Here is a 26234-nt window from a genome sequence, read left to right as displayed (position 1 = left end):
TTTGTCCAATTTATGTGGCTCGGATCATGCGATGATTTATATTAATGAAACAAATTCTGAAAAAATAAAAGATAATTTAATGGAAATATTTGAAGGCTTCTTAAATGCTTTTGCGCAGCCTGTCGTTTTTGATGAAGCTGAAAATATTTCTATTAAAAAAGGCTAAAAAAAAGTAAATATTAAGCAATTTTTTCTTAAATTCGTTCAAACAAAATAGGCGTTATCTTGCTTGATTTCGAAGATGCGCATTAAGAATGCGTAATTTAAATCAACCGCACAACAACTCTTCTCACTCTTCTTTTACTGACTTCAACAATTTCCATTAGGATGTTATTAATTGTTAACTTATCGCCTGATTTAGGAATTTGGCCAAAATGATGAAGGATTAAACCAGCGAGGGTATCAAATTCATTGGGCATAAATCCTTTTATCATATCGTCGACTTTTAAATCGAAAAAGTCGCAGAAGTCGTCAATGTGAATTTTGCATTCCACTAAATATTGATTGGCAACTTGAGTAGGTCTGATAGCATCTTCTTCGTTATCAAATTCATCTCGGACTTCGCCCACAATTTCTTCAAAAATATCTTCCATGGTGACAATGCCACTTGTGCCGCCATATTCATCTAAAACAATGGCCATATGTTGTTTGTGACGTTTCATTTCTTGGAAGAGGTGATCGACGGGTTTGGTTTCAGGAATGAACATGACTTCCCGGCGAATTTCAGAGACATTAGCTTCGTAACAGCTAGGTTCGCCGTGATGTTTCTTTAAAAAAAACAGAGCGTCTTTTGCGTGGATAGTTCCCGTGATATTATCAATTTTGTCTTCGTAGACAGGGATGCGCGAGAGCCCGGTTTCTCTGAATTTTTCAATAGCGTCGACAATTTTCATGGATTGGGGAACGGCTGTGAGGTCGATGCGGTGTACCATGACTTCCCGTACGACGGTATCTCCTAATTCAAAAATGCCAGAAAGCATATCGTGTTTTTGTTCGGGAATGACTCCTTCTTTTTCACTGACATTAATTAAAAACTCAAGTTCTTCTTCTGTTATTTGAGGATCTTGGCCGTTTTTATTGCTGCGAGAAAAAAAGGAAGTGATATAATTGCTAATAAAAGTCATAGTTAAAGTGAAGGGTAGTAATATATAATAAAAAATTTTATAAATTGTTAATATCGGTATGATGATTTTAACGGCATGAGTTTTAGCAAAAGTTTTTGGAATAATTTCTGCAAATAAAACAATTAAAATAGTCATTAAACCTGTAACCATAACAATATTAGTATTGCCAAAATGTGTGCGAATAATATCGTCAACAAAAATGGAAGCAAAAATATTTGCTAAATTATTACCGATTAAAAGTGAAGCAAGGACTTTGTGAGGTGAGTTTAACCATAAAGTTAATGCTTGCGCCGATTTCTTTCCAGATTCACTTAAATGTTTTGCTTTTAAACTAGATATGCTTGTGGCAGCAGTTTCTGTCATTGAAAAAAAAGCAGAGATGCAGAGGCTAAATATAACGATACCAATGCCAGCCAACAAACTTTCCATGAATTGTCCTTTTATTTGCGAGAAAGAGAAACATCGCACCAATCCGGTTTTCCGAGCTCATTATGAAGCTCTTTCTGCAAACTATTTTCTAAATTTGTCATGACCTTCCATGCGCTTTGATTTCGCTCATGATCAAATCCCTTTAAGTGAACGATGCCATGAATGATCATGCGCTCTAATTCTTGGGAAATGGAGACACGCGACTGTATCGCTTGATTAAAGCAAACAGGAAGGCATATAAGAATATCTCCTAAATAAGAATACTCTGATTGGTCAGTTAAATCATCTGTACAGGGAAAACTTAGCACATCGGTAGGATAATTTTTGCCTCTGAAGTACGAATTTGTAGACAGCATTTCTGTTTCATCGCAAATCCGGATGCCCATTTCAGTTGAGAAATCACAAGTTAGGGATAAAATAAAAGTTATTCTTTTTTTTAGTTTTAATAAGGAAACAGAACAGTTTATTTTTTCATCGCTAATAAGGTAACTGCCATCTTTCGTTTTTTTTATTCTGTTGTATTTTTTTGTAGAAAAAACAACAGAGGGCTTGAATTTTATTTTCTTTACTTTATTCATGAATTCACGTTCTATAATAATTCGTTTAAATAAAAGGGACTAGGTAACTCAATTATTTTACCTTAGCATAAAAGCAGCGAAAACCGTTTTGAGAAAAACTGATGCAGGCATCTGAATTGCCATATCCAGCAAAAAACTCCCCATTTGTTTCTCCGATTGGAAGATTTTTTGCTAACAGTTTTCCTGTTTCGGGATTTACCATGTAAATTTGTCCTCTTGAACTCGCCGCTAAAAGAACTCCTGATTTTGTGAGGAAAAGACTCATAATAGGTGAAGAATCATCTGTTAGGTTTAAAGACCACTGGGCATTTCCTGATTCTAAATTTAAACTTACGATTTTTCCTGTTGCTGATCCCAACAATACATTTTCTTTGTATATTTTTGGTTGTGCAACGCTTCCTATTGGGTAACTCCACAGCGATGACTTAGCATCGAGGGAAATATTTTGTGTTATACTTTCGGCATTGGAAACAATGATATTGCGTTCGTATAAAAGTGGTTTTGCTGCCAAGGAACTAAAACGATCGGGACCCGCTGCCAGTTGGGTTTGCTCGCGTTGTGCCGCTGTCGCGCTCGGAACTTGCCAAGTCCACATGATACTTCCGTTCGTCGGATTTAAAATAAGAAGAGTGCCTAATTCTGTTCCGGCAATTACTTCTGAGCTTGTTGCTAAAAGGGCATTGGAACCCATGCGCAAATTGGCATCGGGGGCAAGTCGCACGGTCCAAGCGAGTTTTCCTGTGCTCCAATTGATGGCTTGAATGTACTGATTAGCAGAAAATAAATACGCAAAGCCATTTTGTACGATAGGAGTTCCTACAAACTGAGAGGAAGAAGGAAATACCCATTTTATTCCTTGCGGCAGAGGAAGGTTATGAGCTGATGTAGAAGAGGTTGTTCCGCTTGCTTTACCTTGTTCCGTATAAATGGGCTTAGGTCTGAATGACTTCATATATTTTCGGGAATTTGCCCCCCAAAGTGCGGTATTGCTTTCGCCTAGTTGAGGTAAAAATTTATTTTCAATATTTGCTTCAGCGCGAATGAGAAAACCTTTTGATGTTCCGATGAGCCAAGAGTTATCAGAAAAAATAGGGGTTGTAGAAAGAGAGCCAGGAATAGGATAACTATTTAAATATTGTCCATTTCTATTAAGATCAAAACAATTTAAAGTATTTGTTTCAGGAGAAGCTCCGCATACGGGGCGGGGCATGTTGACAATATAAGATGGATTTAAATTTATTTTATTTTCCATCCTTTTTTTTATAATTTCTTTTTGATTTTCAATGGTAAAGGGATGATAGGAGAAAAGCCCCCCAAAGGTTGAAAAAGTTTTTTGAAAGGGCATGACGACTATGGGGCGTGTCGATTGTGAACCTGCAGGACCAGGGGAATACGCTCCCAAAACTTCTAAGATTTCGGGTTTTGTGGTGACGAGACGAATTTCAGCAAACGAGAAAGCAGGAGAGGATAGCCCTAAAGAAAGCATGAAAACAGAATATCTAGATAAATTCATTTAAAAAATTTCCTAATGCTTTTATTTATTATTTATGATTCTAAATAATTTAGCCATATTTTAGCTTGTTGTTTAATTTGTGAGCCTGCATTTTGATTTAATGGATTTGCAGAATTAGAGGAATCGGGATTCGATATAATTTGATTTAATATCTTTAATGCTTCGGCTTTATTTCCAGAATAATATAATATTTGGGCTCGTAAAAAGCGCGCTTGATCGGGAAAAGGATTTTGAGGAATTTCTTCTACAATTTTTAATTCAAGAAGAGCTTTTTGATCGTCTTTTTCTGCAGCATAAATTCCAGCAAGTGCTGTTCTTACGCGAACTTGAATGAGTGGTTGGTTGCTTGCTGTTTGGACAATGGGCTCAAGAATTTCTTTTGCTTTCAAATTTAAATCATGAGTTATATAATAGTTTCCTGCTCTGATGCCAGCGAGCCAACCCATAGGTTCCGATGCGTAAGTTTTTGCAAATTGTGCAAATTGTTCCATGCTTTTTGCGTTGTCTGCTTTTACATTTGCGGGTAAATTTCCCTTAGCTTCCGTATATTTTTTTTGAAATTCTAAATTTTCTTGATTGTATATTTCTTCAATGGCTGAATATTCTTTTGCTAATCTTTGATTTTTAGAAGTCACAAATTGATTATATATTAAAATACCAATTCCAAATAAAATAACAGAAGCAATTAAAGAAATTAAAGTCCATTTTCTTCTTTGTGCAGTTCGGATGGCGCGGTAAGAAGTTTCTTCAAATAATGTATTTTCAGAACTTCTTTTTGGATTGATAAGAGTTGATTTAGATGCATCTTGATCGAGAGATGAATTTCGTAACAAACGAATCACTTTAGGACTCCTGTATCGAGCAAAAATATGAAAAAGCCTGATAACAAAATGATTTCAGGCATTCGCTTCGTAATTACTATCACAGATAATAAAAATTGTAAGCAATTCCCTTAAACAGGGGAGGATAGGAATTCATTTTTGCATTGTTTGTGACAAAACTTTAGCACAAGGCTTTTCATTTCATACACCATGGGGTAGGAATTAGCTATAATGATATTATAAATTCAAACAAGTCTCTTGGTTAGAGCTTGGCTGGCCATGGAGGGTCTGTGTCATGCTAGTATTGACACGAAAAGTCGGTGATGTCATTGCTATTGGCGACAATATAAAAATTATCGTTATGGCAATAAAAGGGAAGCAGGTTCGCTTAGGTATTGAAGCGGATCGTTCTACTGTTGTGCATCGCGAAGAAATTTATCAAAAAATCAAACAGGAAACCAATGCGGCTTCGCAAAGTACGGTTGACTCCTCCACCGTGGCAAAAGAACTTTTGCAAGGTAAAAATGGCAATGAAGATAATTCAGCAAAAGAGAAAAAAGGGATAAAAATAATTAGAAAATCTACTGATAAAAAATAAAAAATTATTATTTTTGAAGTTGCCCATGTACAATAGAGACATCTCCTCCCATTTGAGTTAATTTTTCAACAATATTATCGTATTTTCTTTGAATTTCTTGAATATTAGATAACATCGTTGTGCCCGATGCTACAAGACCTGCAATAACTAAACACATTCCGGCGCGGATATCTGTGGGCATTCTAAAATTCCCACCTTTTAAAGGAGTGGGGCCATGGATAATGGCAGAGTGAGTGTGATTTTTATTTTTAAAACGGCAGGGAGCTTCACCTAAACAAGTTGAAAATAAATTAATATTTGCACCCATGCTGTTAAGGTAACGGGTGTAACTCAAACGATCTTCAAAAATAGTTTCGTGCAAAATACTAATGCCATCTGCTTGAGTAAAAAGAACCATAAAAGGCTGTTGCCAATCGGTCATAAACCCAGGATGCACTTCCACTTCAATATGGCTATTTTTTAATCGTTTTCCTTTTGGGCTGGAAACATAAATTCCTTCTGAATTGACACGAAATTCAGCGCCCATTCTTTGAATATAATTTAAAAAACTATACAGAGGATCGTGAGGAATTTTTTCCAACAGAACATTGCCACCGGTTGCTAACGCGGCGCAGGCAAAACTCACAGCCTGATTGCGATCGGGCATAATTCTTAATTCACATCCTTTTAATCTTGAAACACCTTGTATTACATAGGTTCTATTTGCATTAATTGTGATGTCAGCCCCCATTTTTTGCAGCATTTTAACCAGTTCAGTAATTTCAGGTTCGATGGCAGCATTTTCAATAATGGTTCTGCCTTTTGCAAGAGTAGCCGTAATAATTAAGTTTTCTGTGGTCATGACGCTGGGGAAAGGCAAGATAATATGAGCGCCTTGTAGGCCATGTTCATCAACGGAAATATGATAAAGATCGCCATCAAGTTCGACATGGGCTCCCATTTCTTGAAGGCCTTTAATGTGAAAATCAACGGGGCGTTTTCCTATTTTATCGCCACCTAAGGCCCCATAAATATAAGCGCTACCAAAACGATGCAGCAAAGCTCCTACAGCTAAAATTGAAATTCTATTTTTTTGACAAATTTCTCGTGAAATAGAATTTTTGGAAAGGCCATAGGCGCAGAGACGTACGGTGTGTTCGTCTACATATTCCACTTCGCCGCCCAGGTGTGCAAATAATTCTTCCGCAATTTTGCGCTCATTTACGGCGGGAGCGTTTTTAATCAAAACATGTTCATTTGTTAAAAGTGAAGCAATGATGCATTTTGTGACTTGATTGCTGCTACCTGCAATGGAAACACGGCCTCCAGACAGTTTTTGGCCGCCATTGATTTTTAAGAGTTGTTCAGTCGTCATATTTTTCCTTAGATTACAAACTCATTAAGTTTATAAATATTTATTGCTCTATGCATCGGTATGCCGCTTTTTTTCTAAAAAAATAGAACATATCTCTGTCAGGAAGAGCCTTCCTAGGTTTTTATAAACGTGAAACGAAAAAGCAGAAAGTAGCTGAGGAAGAAATTATTTAAATTTTAATTAAAATGGGAGTTTTTTATAAAAAGAAAAAATGGTGGGTGCTTAGGGACTCGAACCCCAGACCCTCGCCTTGTAAGGGCGACGCTCTAACCAACTGAGCTAAGCACCCGCAAAATCGCATTTTGCGAAAAACTGACTTCCTTGCAGAACCAAAAATGGTGGGTGCTTAGGGACTCGAACCCCAGACCCTCGCCTTGTAAGGGCGACGCTCTAACCAACTGAGCTAAGCACCCGCAAGTAACATCAAGTTAGGTTTATTTCACTATGCGACCTACCAAGCATTGTCAACAAGCTTTCTTGGTTTTTTTTAAAATGCTCCTGTGTAAAGCCTAAAAGTTCTTTTATTTTCAAGTCTTTTATAAAAGGGTTTTTTATATTTGATATAGATTTATAAGATGAAATACCCAGTTTATCAATTAAGAAGAGGGGGAATGCGGGTACAGGCCAATCTGTAGCAAATAACAAACGGTGGGATAAAATATTTTCCTGAGCGTTTTTAAATAATTGCAGTGAAGAGCGTACTCGAGAAGGGTTAAATAAGCCGGATGTGTCCAAAAAAAAGTTTTCGAATTTTCCTGCTAATTCATGAGCCTCAGTCATTTGGGACGGAGTTCCTCCATGCGCTGCAATCACGACGACGCCAAGCTCTAGAGCCTTTTTTAATTTCTGAATATGGTTGAATTTTAACCAGTCTTTTCGGGGTTCTGCAAATGTGTACTCGCGATCGGTATGGCTCAGAAGAGGAATTTTGTAGTGCTTTAAAGCTTCAAAAAAGGGCAAGCATAAATTGCTTTCAGGGTCGATGCCCATGGCTGAAGGAAGCCATTTAATTAAAAATGCACCCCTTTTTGCTGCTTTTTCAAGTTCTTGAAGAGCATCTTGGCGATAGGGATGAATGGAGGCGCCATGGAGTAGGGTGCTTGGAAATTGTGAAACAGCTTCAGCGCCCCATTCATTGGGCACGTACAGTTGAATGAGATCGAGCTGTATTTTTCCTTTTTCGTCATAAACGGCATCAAAGCATAAGGTTACAGCTTTGCTAATGGTTCCTGACTCTTTTACTAAATTAGAAATTCTTTTTATCCAAAGTAAATCGATATCATTTATCATTTGATCGGCAGTGATTTTTTGTGATTTTTTTAAAAAATAAAATGTAGGTCTTTTTTGAAAACGAGAACCTAAAACGATGCCAGATTGGTTGCACCCCGAACCAGCTAGATGAACATGGAAATCAATGAGCATAAAAAATCACCTAATAATTAGCATGAGCATTGGGATTTCTAACAAATAATTTAAACAATAAATAAAAAGTAAACATGATTATGAGTCCTTCCCAACCTTCTAATTTAATAATGGGATGCGAAGACACAAGGGCAAGGGCAAAACCCAAACTACTGAGTAACCAACACGCAATAAGAACCCAACGGCATATAAAAAAAGCATGCCAAGAAACAATGAAAATATAGGGTATAATATTTGTTCTCATTTGCAATCTTGTTTCGACTAATTGTGAGTTCCAAAAATTAAAGTAGAGAGATATAATACATATTTTACTAATACCAAGAGATATAATATTTTTTGCTTCTGAAGCATTAATTGAGAACATAAAATAAGTGATAATAAAAATTGCTATAATAATGACCGAGGGGAGCTTTTTATTTTCAAAATGATAACAAATATGTAAAGTTATTCTTGATAAAATAATATTATATGCTAATAAATATATACCAATAATAATTAAAATAAAATTAATTTCAGTTAAGCTAAAATTTTTCGATAAAAGAACTTTTAAAGCAAATCCTTCGGAAATACTTAAAAATAGTAAAAAAGTAACAGAAGAAATTAAAATAAAAAATAATGACAATCTTTTTTTTAAAAGATGATGTTTTCTTTTATAATAATCTGCGCTTAATTCGCGGCTTTTGTCTTCCATTCTAAAAAATCCTTTTCAAGGGATGATATGATATTTTGTCCCTTTGCGAGTAATTCTATTAATCTGTCGAAAGCTCCAATACGGTTAGGCTCTATAAATCTTTCATCTTTTGAAATTTTATAATCCGGTTCCATTGCATGTTGAAGAGATACTTTTTTCTCATCTAAGCTTTTTTTATAGCTTATAGTAAAGTCTGTTTTATAATTATTTAGCTTGTCTTTTTCAGTGAGTAATTTTTGCATTGAAAAAACAATTAAACTATTATCTGAATTTGTGAGATCATTAATAAATTGCTCAAATGCGTAAAGCTCAAAATTTGTTCCCGAACGCAGTCGAAAAAAAGTTTCTTCAAAACAGAGCACAATAAGTGTTTTTTTGGGAAGTAAATTATTATAAAAATGAGCCCGCAACTTTTTTTCATGATTTTCATTATGAAAGTCATGAAGGTAATATTTTTTTATTTCACTCCAAAATAAGAAACTAGATTTAGGATTAAAAAGAATATTATGGATATAAATTAAGTTTTTAGCTTCGGCTGAAAATTCTAATTCTTTAGGTATGAGATTAAAATTATTTCTATAAATTGTTGTTGAAAAAAATTTTATCATAAAGGCAAGCGCATATTGAACGCTTTCTGCAGATGAGGAAACCTCATGCCATGCTAAAATGGGTGTATCGACCATCCCTTTTTTTAAAGGCCAATAGGGTTCAATTTTATGAAAGGGAATAGCTGTTATTTTATTATTTTGCAGCAATTTCTTGAGATAAGCGCATTTGCAATCGTATTGAGTTGGGGCGGCTTGTTGCTGTTCAAATTTAAGATAAAAACCGTCACAATTGATTTTATTTTTTGAATTACTTTGAGGGCATGGAAGATTTGTTAAAAAATCATTTAAATTTAAAAAACTGTTTGTTTGCTGATTTTTTCTTGTTTTTTTTATAAAATCATTAATCTCATAAACAATACTTTTAAGTATTTGTTCTCTAGATTCCATCACGAATAGTGCTCCTCTCCAATAGACTTAACGAAATAAGTCTCTATCCTTGAAATAAGTCTCCCTGACGAGACTTTGACGATCTAGAATTACAAAATGATTCCCTTTAAACTTATCATAGCCTTTTTAGTTTTCTAAATAGGAGCAATCTGCGGAGTTTAATACATGATTTTGCGATGCCTAACCACTCGGAATATGTTGAAAGCCCTAATTATTCAGATGACTTTTTATTCTTCGCTTTGTTTGGCAAGCGCAGAACCTTTAGAAGATGACCAAATAGCAGCAAATGCCACTCCCCTTTTACCTAATTTAACACAGATTCAAGCTTCTGATACTAATTTAAAAGCATTTCATAAAATACCTGCTTCTTTTATAAGCTTAGGTCGCCAGCCTTCTGCCTATGCCCTGATTGTAGAAAAACTGCAACATAAACTGAGCGTCTATCGTACAAATCAGTTTGGTGACTACGAAATTGTAAAGACTTATCAAGCCGTCACAGGAAAAAGACAAGGAGATAAACGCTCTTCAGGGGATAAAAAAACTCCTGAAGGGATTTATTTTATTACAGGTAAAATTGAAGGAGACAAGCTTCCCTCAAAATATGGCCCCGGGGCACTGACATTAGACTATCCGAATATTTTTGACCAAAGACTCAGTAAAACGGGATATGGCATTTGGATTCATGGTGTTGAAGATGACACAAGAATTGATAAGCCCTTTGATACCGAGGGATGTGTTGCCTTAAAAAATCAAGACTGGCTTGATTTAGAAAAATACATCTCTCCCTTTGAAACTCCTGTCATTATTACGAAAGAAATGACTGTATGGGATTCTCCTAAACAATTAGAAGAACAAAAAATAGCAATCACTTCTATGCTTGATTCATGGAAAAAGGCATGGGAAAATTCGGAATTAGATTCTTATTTAAAATTTTATTCTGATTCCTTTAGGACATTAGGAAAAAATAAAATTCAATGGTCACAAATTAAATCCAGTTTAAGTTCTGTTCGTAAAGGAAAAATAAATATAGAAATAAGTGAGCCCAAAATATTATCATTTGAAGATCAAATTTTCATTTCATTTTTACAAAGATATCGTTCTCCTGAAAAAGAAGATTTTGGTAGAAAATTTCTTTATTTGAAAAAAGAAAATGATGATTATAAAATAATATCTGAAAAGTGGATCCCAGAAGATAAGAACAAAGAACTTTTAAGCGCTTTAGTAGGGCAAAATACTGATGAATACAGGAACAAATAGTTTAAAAAAAAATATAAGAAAATTTAATTTAATATTTTTTATTGATCATGAAAAAACATATCATTTTAAAATTCACTTGGTTTTAGTAAAAATTATTTTTTCATTCATGGTTATTTTAGTTGTCTCTTCAATTGTATCTATTTTTTATAGTATTTCCGTTTTTAAAAAAAGCCAGGATCAAGAAAAATATATTATTGGTTTCAAACAAGAACTCTTAAAAAGTTATTTTGAAAATTATATATTTAAAGAAGATAAAAGAAAAGACAATGAATTTTCAAGGTCAGAGGTTTCTAAGCCGGAAGCAATGAATAAAAATTCAATTGTGAAAAATGAATCTGATAAATTACAGCAAACAGGAACTGATTTTGAAAAAGATGATAATGTAAAATTAGATTCTGATAAATCTAATTTAAATAATAAGTCTACAAAAGAAGATATTTTAAAACTGGATCAAACAAAAAAAATTCCTATTCCAAATGAAGTGGCTAAGGTTGAACCTGCAAAACCGACTGTGCCTAATGCTGAAAACTCTAAAACTGAGCCTGTCGTTCGTATTATTGAAAACAGTGCTATAAAAATTGAAAATCCAAAAATAAGTCAAGAAAATGACACCACTAAAATAAGCTTTTCATTATCAAATACAAATTCTGAAAAAAACTCTATTTCAGGAAAAGTTTGTGCAGTTATATTTGCTACAAATGAAAAAGGTGAAAATATAATATATAAAATCCCTCAAACAATTGTTTTAAACTCTCAAAATATTCCTTTGTCATGTAAAGAAGGTGAGCAGGTTCGATTTAGTAGATTAAGACCTACTGAATTTATTATCAATAAGGGAAAATCTTCATTAAATATCAAAAAGGTAAATATCTTTTTTTCTAATGGTGATGATAAAGGAATTATCTTGAATAGTTTTTAAATAAATTGTGTTCAAAATTTTCACGTCTTAGTATTTCTCTATTCTGTCGATAGGAAAACATTGCATAGCAATGAGGCCTATTGATGAGAATTGTGACAAAATCTACATTTCTATTTATTTTAATTGTTTTTCTATTTTTGCTGATTTCGTGCGGTCTCCAAAATAGAATTGTGCAACAAGATGATAATATTGGCAATATAAACGATGTTATCATGTATTCTTCAGGTTGGGGTTCCTATGGTTATCCGATAACAATTGACATAAGTACACAAATTACAAATGAAAATGCAAAATTATTAGGTTATATTCAAAATGCCGTGAATACATGGAACAATGCCATTGGCAGAAATATTCTAGTTTTAAGGACAAATATTGATGCGTATACGGGAAATTCTTTTCCAAATTTATATGCTCCCTTTCAAGTTGCTTATAAGGCTCTTTATTATGATCAAATGTCTGGAGGTCGTGGTGGTTGGGTCAATAATACAGGAAAAGATACTAATGTGATTGCCACGACAATATTTCAAGCACAAAATAACACTATTTTTGGTGCTAATATTCGTTTTAACAGAGATTCTTATATTTTTGGAGATACCACCGCGGATTCTAACACAAATACACAGTATATAGCGGATTTAGAGAGCATCGCCTTGCATGAGTTAGGTCATATTTTGGGACTAGGGCATGCTATTAATGAGTCAGAAAGCGTCATGTACCCTTATATTGGCGTAGGTCCCAGCAGTTTCAGTTCTCCAACAACAGCACGCTGCCTTTCTGCAAATGATATTCAGAGAATTCGTGCAATTTATCCTGGCGGAGCATCTGCAAATTTGAGCTGTATGGTAAATTAGGAATACAAATTTTTTTAGAAAGAAAATAATTATTTTAATTTAAGACTTTCAAAAATCAATCGGCATCTTTCTTTTGAAATTTTATAATATCCATTTAAATTAACTAAAAAAATAATAAATATAAAGATAAAAATATATTCATGAGAAAATATAAAGTTAAATTTTTGTGGTTCTGATATTTCTGTGCCCTTATGATTTATAAAATATGTCGGCAAAAATACTAAATTCCATCCTAAATGGATTCCCCAGGAAAAAGATATATTTGAAAAAATTAAATATCCAATAATTCGAATAAAACCAAAAATAAATAAAAACTATTAAACTCCCATTTTAAACCTAATATCTCTAGATAATTATTCTTCCTAAGAATTAAAAACAAGCTTAATAGAGATAGCCATGGTCCTATATAGCCAAAAAATTCGTAAGAATAAGTTAAAATAAATTGAAGTATAATTGAAATTATAATGACATGATTTAAATTTTTATTTTCGTAAGAAATTAAATTTATATTCATATTTTTAATATATTTTCCATAATTAATTTTACTACTACTTTAATTCATTTTCGTTAATAACCAAGCGTAGTGTATTTTTTTATATATTGATAATTTTCATCATATTTTTCGGAAAATTGAAATTTGGTGTGATCCCCGAAAAGTGGACGGTTAAATTTCATAATTTTTTTCATACTCTAATGGTGCAAGATAATCAAGGGCAGAGTGCGCACGAATTCGATTATAAAACACCTCAATATATTCTATAATCGAAGATTTTGCTTCTTTTCTAGTAAGAAAATTGCATCGATGTACCAATTCTTTTTTTAGAGTGGAAAAAAATGTTTCTGTAATAGAATTCTCATAGCAGCTATTGCTCATGCTTTGATGAAAATGATTTAATTTTAAATATTTTCTAACTTCTTTACTTGAATATTGTGATCCTTTGTCACTATGAAAAATTATTCCATTTGGAAAATGAGATCTTTTTTTGTATGCCATGTTTAGTGAATTCAAAACAATTTCTCTTTTTAGATTATCTTGCATGCTCCAACCAATTATTGCTCTTGAAAAAGTATCCAATATTATGCACAAATAAACCCAGCCCTCTTTCGTTGGAATATAAGTAATATCGCTGGTCCAAAGTTCGTTGGGCTTATAGGAAGTAAAATCCCCTGAAATTAAATTCGGAAAATGTATCGCTTGCCTATCAACCTTTGTTGTTGTTTTAAATTTAGGTTTGCCGACCCCATTCAGATTTAGTTTCTTCATAATCTTGGATATTCGTTTTTTTCCAACTTTAATAAATGACTTTTTAAGTGTTGATAAAATTCGCCGTCTTCCATATGTACCCCTTGAAGAAGTATGTATTTTTTTTATTTCTTCTTCAAGGCTAAACTCAAATTGATGATTTTTATCTTTACACTCAAGCCATTTATAAAATCCACTTTTAGAAACGCACATTACTTTGCAAAGTAAAAGAATAGGATAATTAAGCTTCTCTAGCAATATAAACTCGTATTTTAATCGAGTTGCTTTGCAAAGAAGCTTGCCGCCTTTTTTAGGATTTCATTTTCCTTTTTTAAAAGCTCGTATTCTCGCTTTAGCTTTTTCAATTCGTCAGAGTTTTTCTTTATATTTGAATTTTCCTTTTCGCCAATAGAACGCTTCCAGCTATTCAGAGTGGGGTAGGAAACCTCAAACTCCCTAGCTATCTGAGCCATGCTTTTAGGGCTATTTTCTAAGACTTCAAGGACTTGGTTTTTAAACTCAAGAGAATATTGACTTTTAACTGATTTCTTCTTTACCATGGGACAACCCTTCTATATGAACGCCTAAGTTCATAGCATATTGTCCACTAAAAGGAATCACTTTATCTATTGGAGTATCAATCTTCTTCAAAATGCTCAGAAACCCAACATTCTAGCTTTAGCGGTTCGCGATAATACGTTTTACCGACTCAAATTAAATGAAAATGAATAATAAAATTGATAAATTGGACAAGTTTTTTTGAAGACAAAAATTTAGTCTATTTAATACATGAGATCAAGTACTCATGATTTATCGCGAGCATTCTGGGATCTAAGTTCTTGGCAGAGCTACTCGTTCTTGGTTATAGTTTTGTAGATGTTCTTTAAATAAAATGTTAAAGCTAAATTTTCAATATGTCACTTATTCTTTTTGCTGTGAAATGAATAAGGTTCTTTGATTGTAGATAATTGCATTTCTGAATCAAATTTTCATCATTTGTTAAAAATATCTCGCAAAAAGTTGCTGAAGCGGCAATTGTATTATCGTACCAATTTCCTTTATCTACTCGGAGCATTTGCGCATTTGGACTCCCATCGCTATTTGGCAATAGATTGCCAAGTGCCGTCAATTCAGCAAGACAACTCCACGTATAAAGAAAGCGAAATCTAGCGGGTGATTGGATTATTTGTGCGGAGGTAATTGAATTGCATTTTAATTGCTCTAATAATAAATCTAAAAAATGGCATTCTACTTTTGGACCATCATAGTTTTTTATGATCAAGCTAATATCTTTCGTGGAAAGATTTGAATTCCCATTTTTAATAGATTCTAAGAACCGAGCTTGTGCATTTAAATCTACGCTTTGATAGGTTTTTTCTTTCCATAAAGTAGCACTTTTTTTTATCCCTTCATCTGAATTTCGATATTGTATTTTTAATAATTCTGGATTGGAAAGTAATGACTTAAATTTACTTGTGATCTTCACTGATTCTAAAGGAGTTGATTTAATAATGTTTTTTATTTCGGTTTTAAAAAATTCTTCTGGCATCATCATCCATGCAGAATATTTGATTCCTAAATCTTTCCATATTTGTCTAAGTTTTTTAAAGTCTTCAAGAACTTTCTCTTCGCTTTCATTTGCCATCAGTTCAGCTGCGATTAATTCAGAAAATATAAGCCTTTTTTTCTCTTTTTTAATCCAATTGATAAGTTGAGAACTTAAATTTTTTCTGAATACTTCAAAAAGGGCAGATGAATCTATGAAGACATCATGGGATTCTACTTGGGACATTTCTCTCTCCTTTTTTATCTTAATCCTCAAGAGTTTTTACAGAATTTCCTAGATCTTGAAGAGAGGGGGTAACATATTTTTGGGTTGTGGTGAGTGATGAGTGCCCTGCCAGAGTCGACACTTTTTCAATTGATTCTTTTTTATCTAGGAGAGTTTTGCAAAACGTATGGCGCAAGCGGTGCGGGGTGATTCTCTTTTTAGCATCCATATTCAATGAACTGCTTAAGGTATAGAAAAGTTTTAAGACTCCATTTTCTGTAAGCCTTCCACGTTTGCCATGAAATAAATATTCGTCCGTAGGATTTTTTAAAGTCCAAAGTTCTTGGAGCACTTTCCTTGCCACCGCATTTAAGGGGACAAGCCGCATTTTTTGGCCTTTGCCTTTGCATACTTTTAAAAGCCCTTCATATCTTCCAAGTTCAATATCCTCCCACTTGAGGTTCACAAGCTCTGAAACCCGAAGGCCCGTGTGGAAAAGTAAGGTGATAATAGCCTCATCCCGTTTCACGCCATTTTTCTCTACAAGCCTAAAAAGGGCTTTGAGATCATTTTTCATTATCCAGCGAGGCGCAAGAGGTTGGGAAGTGGGGCGGTTTGGGGAGTCTGGGATTGGATTTTTCCGGAAGCCTTCTTTTAAGGCCCAAGATAAAAACCTTCGAAGTGTTATGAATTTCCTTTGGATAGTGGCAGGGGAAGATTGGCCCAAGTATTCCTTATAGCTTTTCAATTCAATGCTTGTGGCATCGACAAGCAAACTATATAGGGTCGTTTCCACATTCTGCCCTGATATCTCAATTTCTTTTAAGTGTCTTAAGTAATCGCAAGGTCTAACTTGTAAGCCTTTATCGTATGGGGAGATGCCCCTTTCAGCTTGAGGCTATTTGTGAATAAGTCCAACAAATTTTTTAGTTCCATAGGCTTCCTTTCCTCTTAAAAAATTATCCTGCCAATTTTTGACCCTCTCCCGCGATACCCTTGGTATCCTTGGGTTTTTATGCAGGTCCAAACTTTTCCTTGCAGGTCAGGCATGAAATGAAAAAAGGCGCAATTTAGCGTTCCCGATTACAGTAACAGAATTTTTAGGGATTAGCAGGATAAGGGAACTTATCCAACCTAACTAGTGATAAAAGGAAATGAATTAATTAAATGGCTATAAGCTACAATGATAAAAATATTAATATCATAGCTGACCACAGATCATCCGTACGCCATTTAGGGCTGTGTCGTCACCATTATATTGCTGCTTTTCAACTCTTGTAATAAGTCCCAGAATGACTTGCCCTGTTGGACAATAATAAATGTGACTCCAATGACCCCAGTGTGTTCTTGTTTCAGCATGCGCAATCGAATTATTATTGCAAACTAACATCAAATCATTGGCTGCCGTATCGTCCTCATTACCTTTTTGAGGTTTAATTTGAATTGCAAATCCTTTTACAGGACCATTGCAATAAGCGGGTTTAACCCATGATCCCCATTTTGACATTGAGCTTGTCGCTCTTGCGCCACCTGAACAATGAAGAACAATTCCATTTAATGTAGTATTATCGCCATTAATTTGTTCTTCTTCTGATAATAAAGTATAGCCATCTACGAATTGTCCTAAAGGGCACTTATCATAAAAGCCCCAGTCACCCCAAAATCCATCTGTTTCAGGATAATATCCAGGAACAGATGGAATTATCCCCTGACTCAGATCAAGCTGCCTAGAGTTTTCAGCATATGCAAAAGTAGATGTAAAAAATAGAGTGAATAATATTTTAGCATGTAAATGTAATTTCATTTTTATTACCCTTTCATTCATTATCATATTAAAATTTGGAGCCTGTTGATAATTTCTACGATACGGGCAAGCAAGAGCACGAAATTGTTTTAAATGGTAAAATAAATTTCTATCAAATCCCTTTATGTAGTGAAAATGACCTCCTATTAGAATAAAATTAAATAGATTATAATATACATTTTCTAAAAAATATATATTTGTATTTTATAATAAATGATTTTAATTTAAGGCATCATGCCTTTTAAGAAAAAAATTCTATTTCAATGAAAATGAAACTTTCAACAGGCCTTAATAAGAAAAATATATTTTAGAATTTAACTTGTCAATGAAATATAAAATAAATTTAATAACTTGAGAATATTTCGAATAATAATATAAAATAAAAAAGTAATATAAATTAAATATTATTTTTAAATATTAAAAAAATTAAGCAAAAATTTTACCTTCAAATTTATTTTAAAAGGTGATTTGGAAAGATAATATTCTATATTTTCATTTGTCGATTAGTGAATTACCAAAATGGAATGTCAATAGTAAGATTGGGCGATCTGCGTAAGAAGCTGGAATAACACCCAGGAAAAATTTTCCTCTATTTTCCAAAATCAAAAATCCGATATTCAATTTAATTTTCAAACAATAACTGGGTAATAAATGAAAAATTATTATTTTAAAATTATATTATATTTATTCATATTAAATATTGCTAATACCTCTTTTGCAAAAGAGAATGTAGCAACAAAAGAATCACCCAATCGATTTACACTAACAAATGGGTATTTTGAAAGTTCCTCCAATTCAAATGAAGGAATGGCATATTTTCCCATGTCAGTTTATGAAACATATGACTGGATTTTTCGTAAATTATCTTTAGACACATATGGAATTGGGAGATTTTTATCATTATTAACCACTGGAATATTTCAATATTATTATTTTAATACAACTTATATTGATGTCCCTTTTCATGAATTTGGACATGCGACGCGCTATAGAAGCTATGGAATTAATAATATTACTTATTATGTTGACGATAATCATTCAGATCCCGCAAATTCATTTTTTGAAATGGTTATTAAAAGAGCTAACTATCCTAATCAGGGGGCATCGACGCAAGGATTTTTACCCAACCCAAATCCCACCGCATTAAATACATATTCTCTTATTTCCACAGCAGGTGGAATGAATAATGAAATTCTCTTAAGTAAACTAATCGCAGAAAGAATATATGATCGCGGGGGATCTGTTCCTGATTTCTTCTTTTATCTTAAAGATAGACTTTCCCCATATGATTATGTAAATTTAAATCCAACAGAAGTTACAGGAGGTGATCCTCAAAAAATTGAAAGTAAATATTCCAATATGGGAAAAAATATAACAAGAACAAATATGAGTGATGGATATTTATTTAGTTTGGTCGCAAGCGGTTCCTTTTATTCCATGATATTTGGAGATTTAAAATACTTATGGAATGGCGATCAAAATGTAAAAACTTTAGAATTTTTTGGAATATCTCTACCTGATTTTTATCAATATATTAATTCTAAAGGCCTCTCTATGGAGTCCGTTATTCATTTTAGAGCGACTAAAAATTTGAATTTTGGTTTTTCTTATGAAGCAATATATTTAGGTGATAATTACAATCAATTCACTCCGGATTTTCGCTATAATTGGGATATTGGTTCTGGATTTTTTACAAATTTTATTATTAAACCTCAAATGATAATTGGATATGGAAATAGCAATACCGATTTGGGGGGAAGCATTTTAACCGAATTAGAAGGAAAATATTTAGGATTATTTTTAAAATATACTAATTATAACACAAACACACTTTATGGTGAGAGAAATATTCCTCTTATAACTCAACCGAATGAAATATTAGGTGGAATATTTTCTAATTTACTTTGAATATAAAATATAATGAATTAGAAAAATTTTTAATATCACATTATTCTTCTGTATATGAGTAATGCGATATTATGCCTTTAGAAACCCATTTATGAAAATTTTTTGATATTTTTTGCTCATCTAAAGTATTGTCTGAATCAATAATTTTTTCAATACACAATCCTTCGGATATTTTCATTAAGATTCTCCACATTACTTGTGGAATATTTTCAGAATGAACCTCTCCTTTATTTTTATATATAATATAAAAATGACTTCTTTTAGGAATAAATTTTTTATTTCCCACACAATGAACAGCCCATCTCGCTCTATATAATACGACTGAGGGAGCTAAATATAATACAATTTTATTATGATTTTCAACAGGTATTTTTGAAATTTCAGAAAAATTAAAAGGAGTTATTTCATCTGAGTAAAATGACAATACTTTCAGCCATTCAAACTCTGCTAAATCTGAAAGGAATTTATATTCTATACTCCATTTAGATTGAGCTATAAAATTTGGAAGATTTGAACTAAAGTCATTTAAATTCCAATTCTGCGAAGGACTTCTCATTAAATATTCTTCAACCAACTCATAAAACATTTCTTGATTGAGTACTTGATAGACTTTAGGATAATCCTGTTTCAAAGTTTCATGCATTCTTATTTTATAAGCATTTTTATAAATTAAGAGTCTTTCTTCTACAGATATAGAGGACTGATTGACAATAGAGTTTTCTATCTCGTGATTAGAATTTAATGAACCACGTTTTAAAAAATCAGCAAACCTCTTTTGAAGAGTTAATATTGAGAACTTGTTCATTTTCTTGTTTCCTTATTTGAGCTATCTTCAATATTTCCGACTGGAGTTCTTCCCATTCTGGAATATTGTCATCGCGCTCTACCATGGTGCTCACATTTTTAAAGTGAGAAACAGACCAACGATAGAGTTCCCAAACTTCATCACAAATAGGAGCATCATGTGTGTCTATTAAATGCGTGCCCCTATTTGAGTGACCCGCTAAATGTATTTGACATACATAATCCTTTGGAAGAGCTTTCAGATATTCAAGAGGATTAAAACTATGATTTCTTGAATTTACATAAACATTATTAATATCAAGTAATAATCCACAATCTGCATTTTGGGTAAGTAAATTTAAAAATTCAATTTCACTCATCTCAGAGTTTTTAAACTGTAAATATGTAGACGGATTTTCTATTAAAATTCGTTGACCTAAAAAATCTTGCACTTGATGCAATTTACTAACAACAAGATTAAGAACTTCTTCTGTATAGGGCAACGGCAAAAGATCATGATAATTTTCACCTTGAACCCCTGTCCAGCATAAGTGATCCGAAACCCAAGCAGGTTCAATTTTATCAATAAGATCTTTTAAAGATTTTAAATAATTCATATTTACGCGATCTGTTGATCCTATATTTAAAGAAACACCATGAAGAATAACATCATAACGACTTCTGACTTTTTCTAAAATATTTAAAGGACGATACCCTTTAGAAGGGAGATTCCAATTCATGTAATTTTCTGAAATTACTTCAACCCATGAAACACATTGAGTTTTTTGAGTCAAAAACGCGTTGTAATGTTTAGGCCTTAGCCCAACACCCACACCAAGATCTCTAAAACCACTCAACATAATTAAAAACCTTTGTTGTTATATTATTTTATGAAATTAATCAAAAAATACTTATAATTAATTTCATTTTTATTAAAAAAATTTAATTTTATTTTTTTTCTCTTGAATTATCAATTACAACTGGTTTTTCTTCTGCCATTTTTTGCCCACATTCATTTGCAACACGGCAACTATGCTTGTCTTGCATTATTGCTTCTGCTTTATTCTCAGAAGAATTATTTGTTCTGTCAGTTGGATTGTGAGATGTATTTGTTTCAGTGTTAATTTCTTCAGAAGTATTTGATTTTGATGTGGAATTATGAGCAAAAGCAGCTCCACCAGATAATAATGCAGAGACAATAACTCCTGTAAAAACTTTTGAAATTTGTGGATTGCTCATATATAAACCTTTCTAATTAGTAGCGACTCATCATGAGCCGCTATTAATATGAGTGATAATAAAATTATTTTTTTTACAATTTTTTTTACTTTTTTTGAAAAAAATTTTTTTAATTATTTTTAACACTTGAAATTCAAGTAAAAATTGAGAATTTTTTATTATGCAAAACAAATTAATATATAATTTCAATTCAATTGAATTTATAGAAAAGCTCAGAAAAAAAGAGCACCAAGCTTTTAACTCATTAGTCAATGAGTACACAGAACAAATTTATAGAGCCGCTTTAGGTTTAGGATTTAATCAAAATGATTCTAAGGAGCTAACGCAAATAGTTTGGACGACACTTTATGAAGTGCTGCCTGAATTTAAGGGAAAATCACATATCCGTACATTTATTTTTGGAATTTTTTATAATAAAGCATGCGAACTCAGAAGAGAACAAAAAAAATATCAAGGTACCGCTATTGATGAAATTATTAATGAACAATTTGATGACAATGGTAAATGGACAAAACCTCCCATAGATCCAGAAACCTTTTTGCTAAGAGCTGAAAATAAAGAATTTATTGAAAAATGTGTCAATTCTCTCCCTAAAAATCTTAAAATGGCTTTCTCATTAAAAGAAATTGAAGAAAAAAAGAATTCTGAAATTTGTAAAATTTTAAATGTCAGTTATACAAATCTAGGAGTTCTTATTTGTCGTGCCAAAAATAAATTACGTGAGATAATTGGAAAAAAATTAAAAAGAGACTGGAAAAAATTTCCAAAAAAGAACTGCTGCCTTCCAAGAAAAAAAGAATTAAATTGTAAATAAAAATTTATTAAAGTGCTTTTAATTTTCTAATTCTTTCAAGCGTGTTGCAATAGTATTTCCTGCCAACCAAGCCCCCGTCCAAGCATTTTGAAAATTAAAACCTCCTGTCACACCATCGACATCAATAATTTCTCCTGCAAAAAAAAGTCCCTTTGTTAATTTACTTTCCATCATGCGAAAATCAATCTCTTCTCTTGCCACACCACCTGCCGTAACAAATTCATCTTTAAATTCTCCTTTACCCATAAGTAACATATTTGAATTTGTTAAGAGATTTGCAATATCCTGTAATTTCTTTTTTGTTAATTCAGCAAAAAGATCATTTTCATCTATTCCACACTCACGCAGCACTGCTTCCCAAAAACGTCTTACACAAGAAAATGGATTTTCATTTATTATTTTCTTTTTAGGAGACTTGCATTTGCAATACTCTAATTTCTGAATAGCTTGTTCTGTTTTTAAAGGATAAATCCAGTTGATATTTAAATTTGCTTTATATTGACTATCATGTAGCTCGCGCGCTGCAAATGCAGATAGCTTTAAGACTGCAGGACCACTTAAACCCCAATGGGTCACAAGACACGGGCCTGCTTGAGAATACTCAAATGAATTGTTTGCAAAGTTTAAGCTAATTCGAATTTGAGTAAAACTGATACCCGCTAAACCTTGTAATAGGGAATGATTCATTTTGAAAGTAAACAAAGAGGGAACAGGTGAAACTAGTTTATGTCCTAAATCAGCAGCTAATTTTACTCCGAAGGGCATGCTACCCGTAGCAAGAAGGACATATTTGGCTTTTAGAGTCTCAGAATTTTTTAATGTGATGTCAAATTCACTGTTAGTTTGTGAAATATTTTGTACCATGGCATTTTTACGTAAAGTCACACCTGAATTTTTAGCAGCATCATACAAACAATTTATGACCGTCTGAGAGTCATTGGTTATCGGAAACATTCTGCCATCTTCTTCAACTTTTAATTCAACGCCGTGCTCGGCAAACCAATTTACAGTGTCTTTCGGTTGAAACTTGTGAAAAGGACCTAATAATTCCTTTTGCCCCCTAGGGTAAAATCGCACGAGCTGCTTGGGATCAAATTGATGATGAGTGACATTGCAACGCCCTCCACCAGAAATCTTTACTTTTGTTAAAATTCGAGGCGTAGCTTCAAGAATAAGCACGCGGGCGTGAGAACAGTTTTCGGCACAAGCGATAGCCCCAAAAAAACCAGCGGCACCACCTCCCACAATAATAAAGTCCCATTCGTCCATAGAATTGTCTCCTTCTCGCAACAGGCCTAGAACGCAAGAAGCTATATTGCTAAAATAGTCTTTGCAATGAAAGAATAAAGTGTTTACTCCTATTGAAAGTCATAAAATGAAAATACTTCTCACAGGTAGTACGGGATATATTGCAAAAAGATTATTACCCGTCTTACTTGAAGCAAATTACCAAGTTTATTGCTGCGTTAGAGATCAAAAGAGATTTGATGAAAAAAAATATTCTTCCCCTAATTTATTTGTAAGAGAAGTTGATTTTCTTGATAAAAAAACTCTTGAATGCATTCCTGAGGATATTGATATCGCATTTTATTTAATACATTCCATGTCATCAAGTATTGGTGATTTTGAAGAACTTGAAGAGATTTCTGCTATAAATTTCAAAGAAAAAATGCAGACAACAAAAATAAAACAGGTCATTTATTTAAGCGGTGTTGTCAATGAAGAAGTTTTATCTAAACATTTAAAATCAAGAAAAAATGTTGAGAATATTCTTTCTCACTCTACTTATGCCTTAACAACATTAAGAGCGGGTATTATTGTGGGATCTGGAAGCGCTTCTTTTGAAATTATTAGAGATTTAGTTGAAAAATTACCTATTATGATTGCTCCCAAATGGGTTAATACTAAAACACAGCCGATTTCAATTCATAATGTGATTGACTTTTTATTTGGAGTTATTGATCGCCCCGAAACATTCAATCAAAGTTTTGATATTGGGGGTCCCGATATTTTAACATATAGAGAAATGTTGTTACGTTTTGCAAAAGTTCGAAAATTAAGGCGCACAATCATTGTCATTCCCGTGATGACACCAAAGCTTTCTTCATATTGGCTCTATTTTGTAACAGCTACATCTTATGTTTTAGCAAAAAATTTAGTAAATAGTATGAAAGTAGAGGTGATTTGTAAGGACAATAAATTAAGAGATCTTCTGAATATTCCCATGATTGATTATGAAACAGCAATACAAATTGCCTTTGCTAAAATTGAACAAAATCAAGTCTTATCAAGCTGGAAAGATGCATTAACAAGCAATATTTTGCATCATGGAATTTCACAACATTTAGAAGTTCCATCAAATGGATGCTATAAAGACATTCGTGTTTTAAAAAGTGAAGACCCCGATACTTCATTAATTAAAATTTGGTCTATTGGTGGCAACAATGGCTGGTATTATGGAAATAAATTATGGAAAATAAGAGGACTGATTGACCAAATATTTGGTGGCGTTGGTTTAAGACGGGGAAGAAAAAGTCAAACCGATATTGCCGCTGGTGAAGCCCTCGATTTTTGGCGTGTTTTAATTGCTGATAAAGCAAGTAAACGAATGCTTTTATACGCCGAAATGAAGTTGCCAGGCGAAGCTTGGTTAGAATTTAAAATCAACTCTCAAAATGAAGTTATTCAAACAGCAACTTTTCGCCCTTTAGGACTTTTAGGCCGATTATATTGGTATTCCGTATGGCCATTTCATGGATTGATTTTTCAAGGAATGATTGACTATATTGCACATAAAAATAAAAATTAGTATTTTAATGACCTGTTTTATGATTGCAAGGGACGATTATAATATATTTATTATTTATTGAATTTTTATCATACAAAAATTGGCCACTATGTTCTTCAATAATTTTTTTTGCTGTATAAATACCAAATAAATTTAAATATATAACTTCATTTAGATAAAAACTATTGTTTATAATATTATCAATTATTTCTTCAGAAATTCCTTTACTACTATTACTACATGTAATAGTCATATTTTTAGATTCAGAGTTCATTTCCACATTTATTTTAATCCATTTCTCTTCTAAATTTAAAACCTCGTCGTATAAATTCAAAATAATATTATAAAAAGCATGAGCAAGAGACATAGGTTTACAAGAGATCACAAAATCAGGAAATTCATTCATTATAAAATCAATACTATTTTCCTGCATTTTCTTTTGAAATAAAATAATTACATTTTTTATTAACTCTTTAAAATATGAAATTTTATAAGACTCTTTTTCCGATCTTTGAGAAAATAAACGCATTGTTCTAATACTATCAGCAATTCTTAAACTAGCTTTCTCAATCTTACTAGAAAAATTTTTAAACTCTTCTATATCAATTTCTTCTTCATTATCTATTTTATCTTCCATTAATTTTGTGATATTTAAAATTATGGAAAGGGGATTGCTAATGTCATGAGTCATTCTCGAAGATAAATTTGCAATTAAACTTAACTTTTGATTTTTAAGCAATGACTTGAATGCTTCATCTATTTCATTCTTTTTCTTATTGAGTTCAAAATAATTAACTACATTTTTAGATAGTATTTTTAAAATATTAATTTGGTTTTCATTTAATACTCTTTCTTTTTTATCTATCACACAAAGAGTTCCCAGATTATATCCTTTTTCAGTTTTAAGTGGATAACCTGCATAAAATCGAATGTGAGGTTCATTTAAAACTAAGGGATTATTTTTAAATCTTTCATCTTGTATGGCATTTTTAACTATAAATATTTCATCATCTGAAATTGCTTTTTCACAAAATGAAACATCTCGTGATGTCTCACTTATTTCTAAACCAATTTTTGATTTAAACCATTGCCTATTTTGATCTATCAAAGAAATAAGAGCAATGGGAGTTTCACATAAGGAACTTGCCATTTTTGTAATTTCATCTAATTCCGCATCTTGAGGAGTATCTAAAAGTTTAAAACTATACAATTCTCTTAATCTTTTTTGTTCCAAATCAACATCTTGTAAGCTCATATTATCAAACCTTTCACATTTAAATATATTATTCTATTTTGATGTTTATTTATCTATTTTGCAAATTAAAAAACCTC

General features: G+C 32.5%; 25 protein-coding genes and 2 tRNA genes. 7 read left to right on the top strand and 20 right to left on the bottom strand.

Annotated features, from left to right (window positions below):
• Window positions 1-263: 263 nt before the first annotated feature.
• The 4 genes from AXG55_RS01920 to AXG55_RS01905 are packed head-to-tail and all read right to left on the bottom strand — an operon-like array spanning window position 264 to window position 4486.
• Window positions 264-1553 (bottom strand): hemolysin family protein, encoded by a 1290-nt coding sequence (locus tag AXG55_RS01920; RefSeq protein ID WP_148696461.1) that lies wholly within the window; start codon window positions 1551-1553, stop codon window positions 264-266.
• Window positions 1554-1564: 11 nt separating this feature from the next.
• The gene (ybeY, locus tag AXG55_RS01915; RefSeq protein WP_148696460.1) at window positions 1565-2131 is read right to left on the bottom strand and encodes an rRNA maturation RNase YbeY; all 567 of its coding nucleotides are present in this window, start codon (window positions 2129-2131) and stop codon (window positions 1565-1567) included.
• A gap of 52 nt (window positions 2132-2183) precedes the next feature.
• A complete protein-coding gene (locus AXG55_RS01910; RefSeq protein ID WP_148696459.1) occupies window positions 2184-3644 on the bottom strand; it encodes an outer membrane protein assembly factor BamB family protein in 1461 nt (486 codons plus the stop codon).
• A gap of 32 nt (window positions 3645-3676) precedes the next feature.
• Window positions 3677-4486: a tetratricopeptide repeat protein gene (locus tag AXG55_RS01905; RefSeq protein WP_233231304.1), complete on the bottom strand. Its 810-nt coding sequence runs from the start codon at window positions 4484-4486 to the stop codon at window positions 3677-3679.
• A 274-nt stretch (window positions 4487-4760) separates the two neighbouring features.
• On the opposite strand from AXG55_RS01905, the gene csrA reads away from it, so the two are divergent.
• A complete protein-coding gene (gene csrA, locus AXG55_RS15010) occupies window positions 4761-5063 on the top strand; it encodes a carbon storage regulator CsrA (protein WP_148696457.1) in 303 nt (100 codons plus the stop codon).
• Window positions 5064-5070: 7 nt separating this feature from the next.
• Here csrA and murA read toward each other — a convergent pair whose 3' ends face one another.
• The 6 genes from murA to AXG55_RS01870 all read right to left on the bottom strand — a co-directional run bounded on the left by murA (window position 5071) and on the right by AXG55_RS01870 (window position 9528).
• Entirely contained in the window at window positions 5071-6417 is a 1347-nt protein-coding gene (gene murA / locus AXG55_RS01895; protein WP_148696456.1) for a UDP-N-acetylglucosamine 1-carboxyvinyltransferase, read from the bottom strand.
• A gap of 212 nt (window positions 6418-6629) precedes the next feature.
• Window positions 6630-6706 (bottom strand) — tRNA-Val (locus AXG55_RS01890).
• A 47-nt stretch (window positions 6707-6753) separates the two neighbouring features.
• Window positions 6754-6830, bottom strand: a tRNA-Val gene (locus AXG55_RS01885).
• Between the two features lie 10 nt (window positions 6831-6840).
• Entirely contained in the window at window positions 6841-7839 is a 999-nt protein-coding gene (locus tag AXG55_RS01880) for an amidohydrolase family protein (protein WP_148696455.1), read from the bottom strand.
• A 10-nt stretch (window positions 7840-7849) separates the two neighbouring features.
• Window positions 7850-8530: a hypothetical protein gene (locus tag AXG55_RS01875; RefSeq protein ID WP_148696454.1), complete on the bottom strand. Its 681-nt coding sequence runs from the start codon at window positions 8528-8530 to the stop codon at window positions 7850-7852.
• Window positions 8506-9528: a hypothetical protein gene (locus AXG55_RS01870; protein WP_148696453.1), complete on the bottom strand. Its 1023-nt coding sequence runs from the start codon at window positions 9526-9528 to the stop codon at window positions 8506-8508. The genes AXG55_RS01875 and AXG55_RS01870 overlap by 25 nt, the downstream gene beginning before the upstream one ends.
• 162 nt (window positions 9529-9690) lie before the next feature.
• On the opposite strand from AXG55_RS01870, the gene AXG55_RS01865 reads away from it, so the two are divergent.
• The 3 genes from AXG55_RS01865 to AXG55_RS01855 all read left to right on the top strand — a co-directional run bounded on the left by AXG55_RS01865 (window position 9691) and on the right by AXG55_RS01855 (window position 12552).
• Entirely contained in the window at window positions 9691-10782 is a 1092-nt protein-coding gene (locus tag AXG55_RS01865) for a L,D-transpeptidase family protein (protein WP_148696452.1), read from the top strand.
• Window positions 10763-11701, top strand: coding sequence for a hypothetical protein (locus AXG55_RS01860; protein WP_148696451.1), 939 nt, complete (start codon window positions 10763-10765; stop codon window positions 11699-11701). Before AXG55_RS01865 ends, AXG55_RS01860 begins: the two co-directional genes overlap by 20 nt.
• 83 nt (window positions 11702-11784) lie before the next feature.
• Window positions 11785-12552 (top strand): matrixin family metalloprotease, encoded by a 768-nt coding sequence (locus AXG55_RS01855; RefSeq protein ID WP_148696450.1) that lies wholly within the window; start codon window positions 11785-11787, stop codon window positions 12550-12552.
• A 664-nt stretch (window positions 12553-13216) separates the two neighbouring features.
• Here AXG55_RS01855 and AXG55_RS01850 read toward each other — a convergent pair.
• The 5 genes from AXG55_RS01850 to AXG55_RS01830 form a co-directional block, all read right to left on the bottom strand.
• Window positions 13217-14053, bottom strand: a complete 837-nt coding sequence (locus AXG55_RS01850; RefSeq protein ID WP_148696237.1) for an IS3 family transposase — start codon at window positions 14051-14053, stop codon at window positions 13217-13219.
• A gap of 14 nt (window positions 14054-14067) precedes the next feature.
• Window positions 14068-14355 (bottom strand): transposase, encoded by a 288-nt coding sequence (locus AXG55_RS01845; RefSeq protein ID WP_148696238.1) that lies wholly within the window; start codon window positions 14353-14355, stop codon window positions 14068-14070.
• 341 nt (window positions 14356-14696) lie between these two features.
• Window positions 14697-15587, bottom strand: a complete 891-nt coding sequence (locus AXG55_RS01840; RefSeq protein ID WP_148696449.1) for a hypothetical protein — start codon at window positions 15585-15587, stop codon at window positions 14697-14699.
• 19 nt (window positions 15588-15606) lie between these two features.
• A complete protein-coding gene (locus tag AXG55_RS01835; protein ID WP_148696448.1) occupies window positions 15607-16362 on the bottom strand; it encodes a tyrosine-type recombinase/integrase in 756 nt (251 codons plus the stop codon).
• Between the two features lie 405 nt (window positions 16363-16767).
• Window positions 16768-17370 (bottom strand): hypothetical protein, encoded by a 603-nt coding sequence (locus tag AXG55_RS01830; protein ID WP_233231303.1) that lies wholly within the window; start codon window positions 17368-17370, stop codon window positions 16768-16770.
• Between the two features lie 651 nt (window positions 17371-18021).
• Here AXG55_RS01830 and AXG55_RS01825 point away from each other — a divergent pair.
• The gene (locus AXG55_RS01825) at window positions 18022-19278 is read left to right on the top strand and encodes a hypothetical protein (RefSeq protein WP_148696446.1); all 1257 of its coding nucleotides are present in this window, start codon (window positions 18022-18024) and stop codon (window positions 19276-19278) included.
• A 40-nt stretch (window positions 19279-19318) separates the two neighbouring features.
• Here the strand turns inward: AXG55_RS01825 and AXG55_RS01820 are convergent, their stop codons facing one another.
• The 3 genes from AXG55_RS01820 to AXG55_RS01810 form a co-directional block, all read right to left on the bottom strand.
• Window positions 19319-20083, bottom strand: a complete 765-nt coding sequence (locus tag AXG55_RS01820; RefSeq protein ID WP_148696445.1) for an HvfC/BufC family peptide modification chaperone — start codon at window positions 20081-20083, stop codon at window positions 19319-19321.
• Window positions 20040-20921, bottom strand: coding sequence for an MNIO family bufferin maturase (gene bufB / locus AXG55_RS01815; protein ID WP_148696444.1), 882 nt, complete (start codon window positions 20919-20921; stop codon window positions 20040-20042). Before bufB ends, AXG55_RS01820 begins: the two co-directional genes overlap by 44 nt.
• A gap of 88 nt (window positions 20922-21009) precedes the next feature.
• Window positions 21010-21300, bottom strand: a complete 291-nt coding sequence (locus AXG55_RS01810) for a hypothetical protein (RefSeq protein ID WP_148696443.1) — start codon at window positions 21298-21300, stop codon at window positions 21010-21012.
• Window positions 21301-21460: 160 nt separating this feature from the next.
• On the opposite strand from AXG55_RS01810, the gene AXG55_RS01805 reads away from it, so the two are divergent.
• Entirely contained in the window at window positions 21461-22114 is a 654-nt protein-coding gene (locus AXG55_RS01805) for an RNA polymerase sigma factor (RefSeq protein ID WP_148696442.1), read from the top strand.
• Window positions 22115-22132: 18 nt separating this feature from the next.
• On the opposite strand, the gene AXG55_RS01800 is transcribed toward AXG55_RS01805, so the two are convergent.
• Window positions 22133-23383: a BaiN/RdsA family NAD(P)/FAD-dependent oxidoreductase gene (locus AXG55_RS01800; RefSeq protein ID WP_148696441.1), complete on the bottom strand. Its 1251-nt coding sequence runs from the start codon at window positions 23381-23383 to the stop codon at window positions 22133-22135.
• 106 nt (window positions 23384-23489) lie between these two features.
• On the opposite strand from AXG55_RS01800, the gene AXG55_RS01795 reads away from it, so the two are divergent.
• Complete coding sequence (locus AXG55_RS01795; protein ID WP_148696440.1) at window positions 23490-24923, top strand: SDR family oxidoreductase; 1434 nt, start codon at window positions 23490-23492, stop codon at window positions 24921-24923.
• 4 nt (window positions 24924-24927) lie between these two features.
• Here the strand turns inward: AXG55_RS01795 and AXG55_RS01790 are convergent, their stop codons facing one another.
• Window positions 24928-26157, bottom strand: coding sequence for a GAF domain-containing protein (locus tag AXG55_RS01790; protein WP_148696439.1), 1230 nt, complete (start codon window positions 26155-26157; stop codon window positions 24928-24930).
• Window positions 26158-26234: the final 77 nt, after the last annotated feature.

Source organism: Silvanigrella aquatica, assembly GCF_001907975.1.
GTDB classification, from domain to species: Bacteria; Bdellovibrionota_B; Oligoflexia; order Silvanigrellales; family Silvanigrellaceae; genus Silvanigrella; species Silvanigrella aquatica.
The sequence above is the reverse complement of the archived record's forward strand: the minus strand, read 5'-3'. Positions and strand labels throughout refer to the sequence as shown.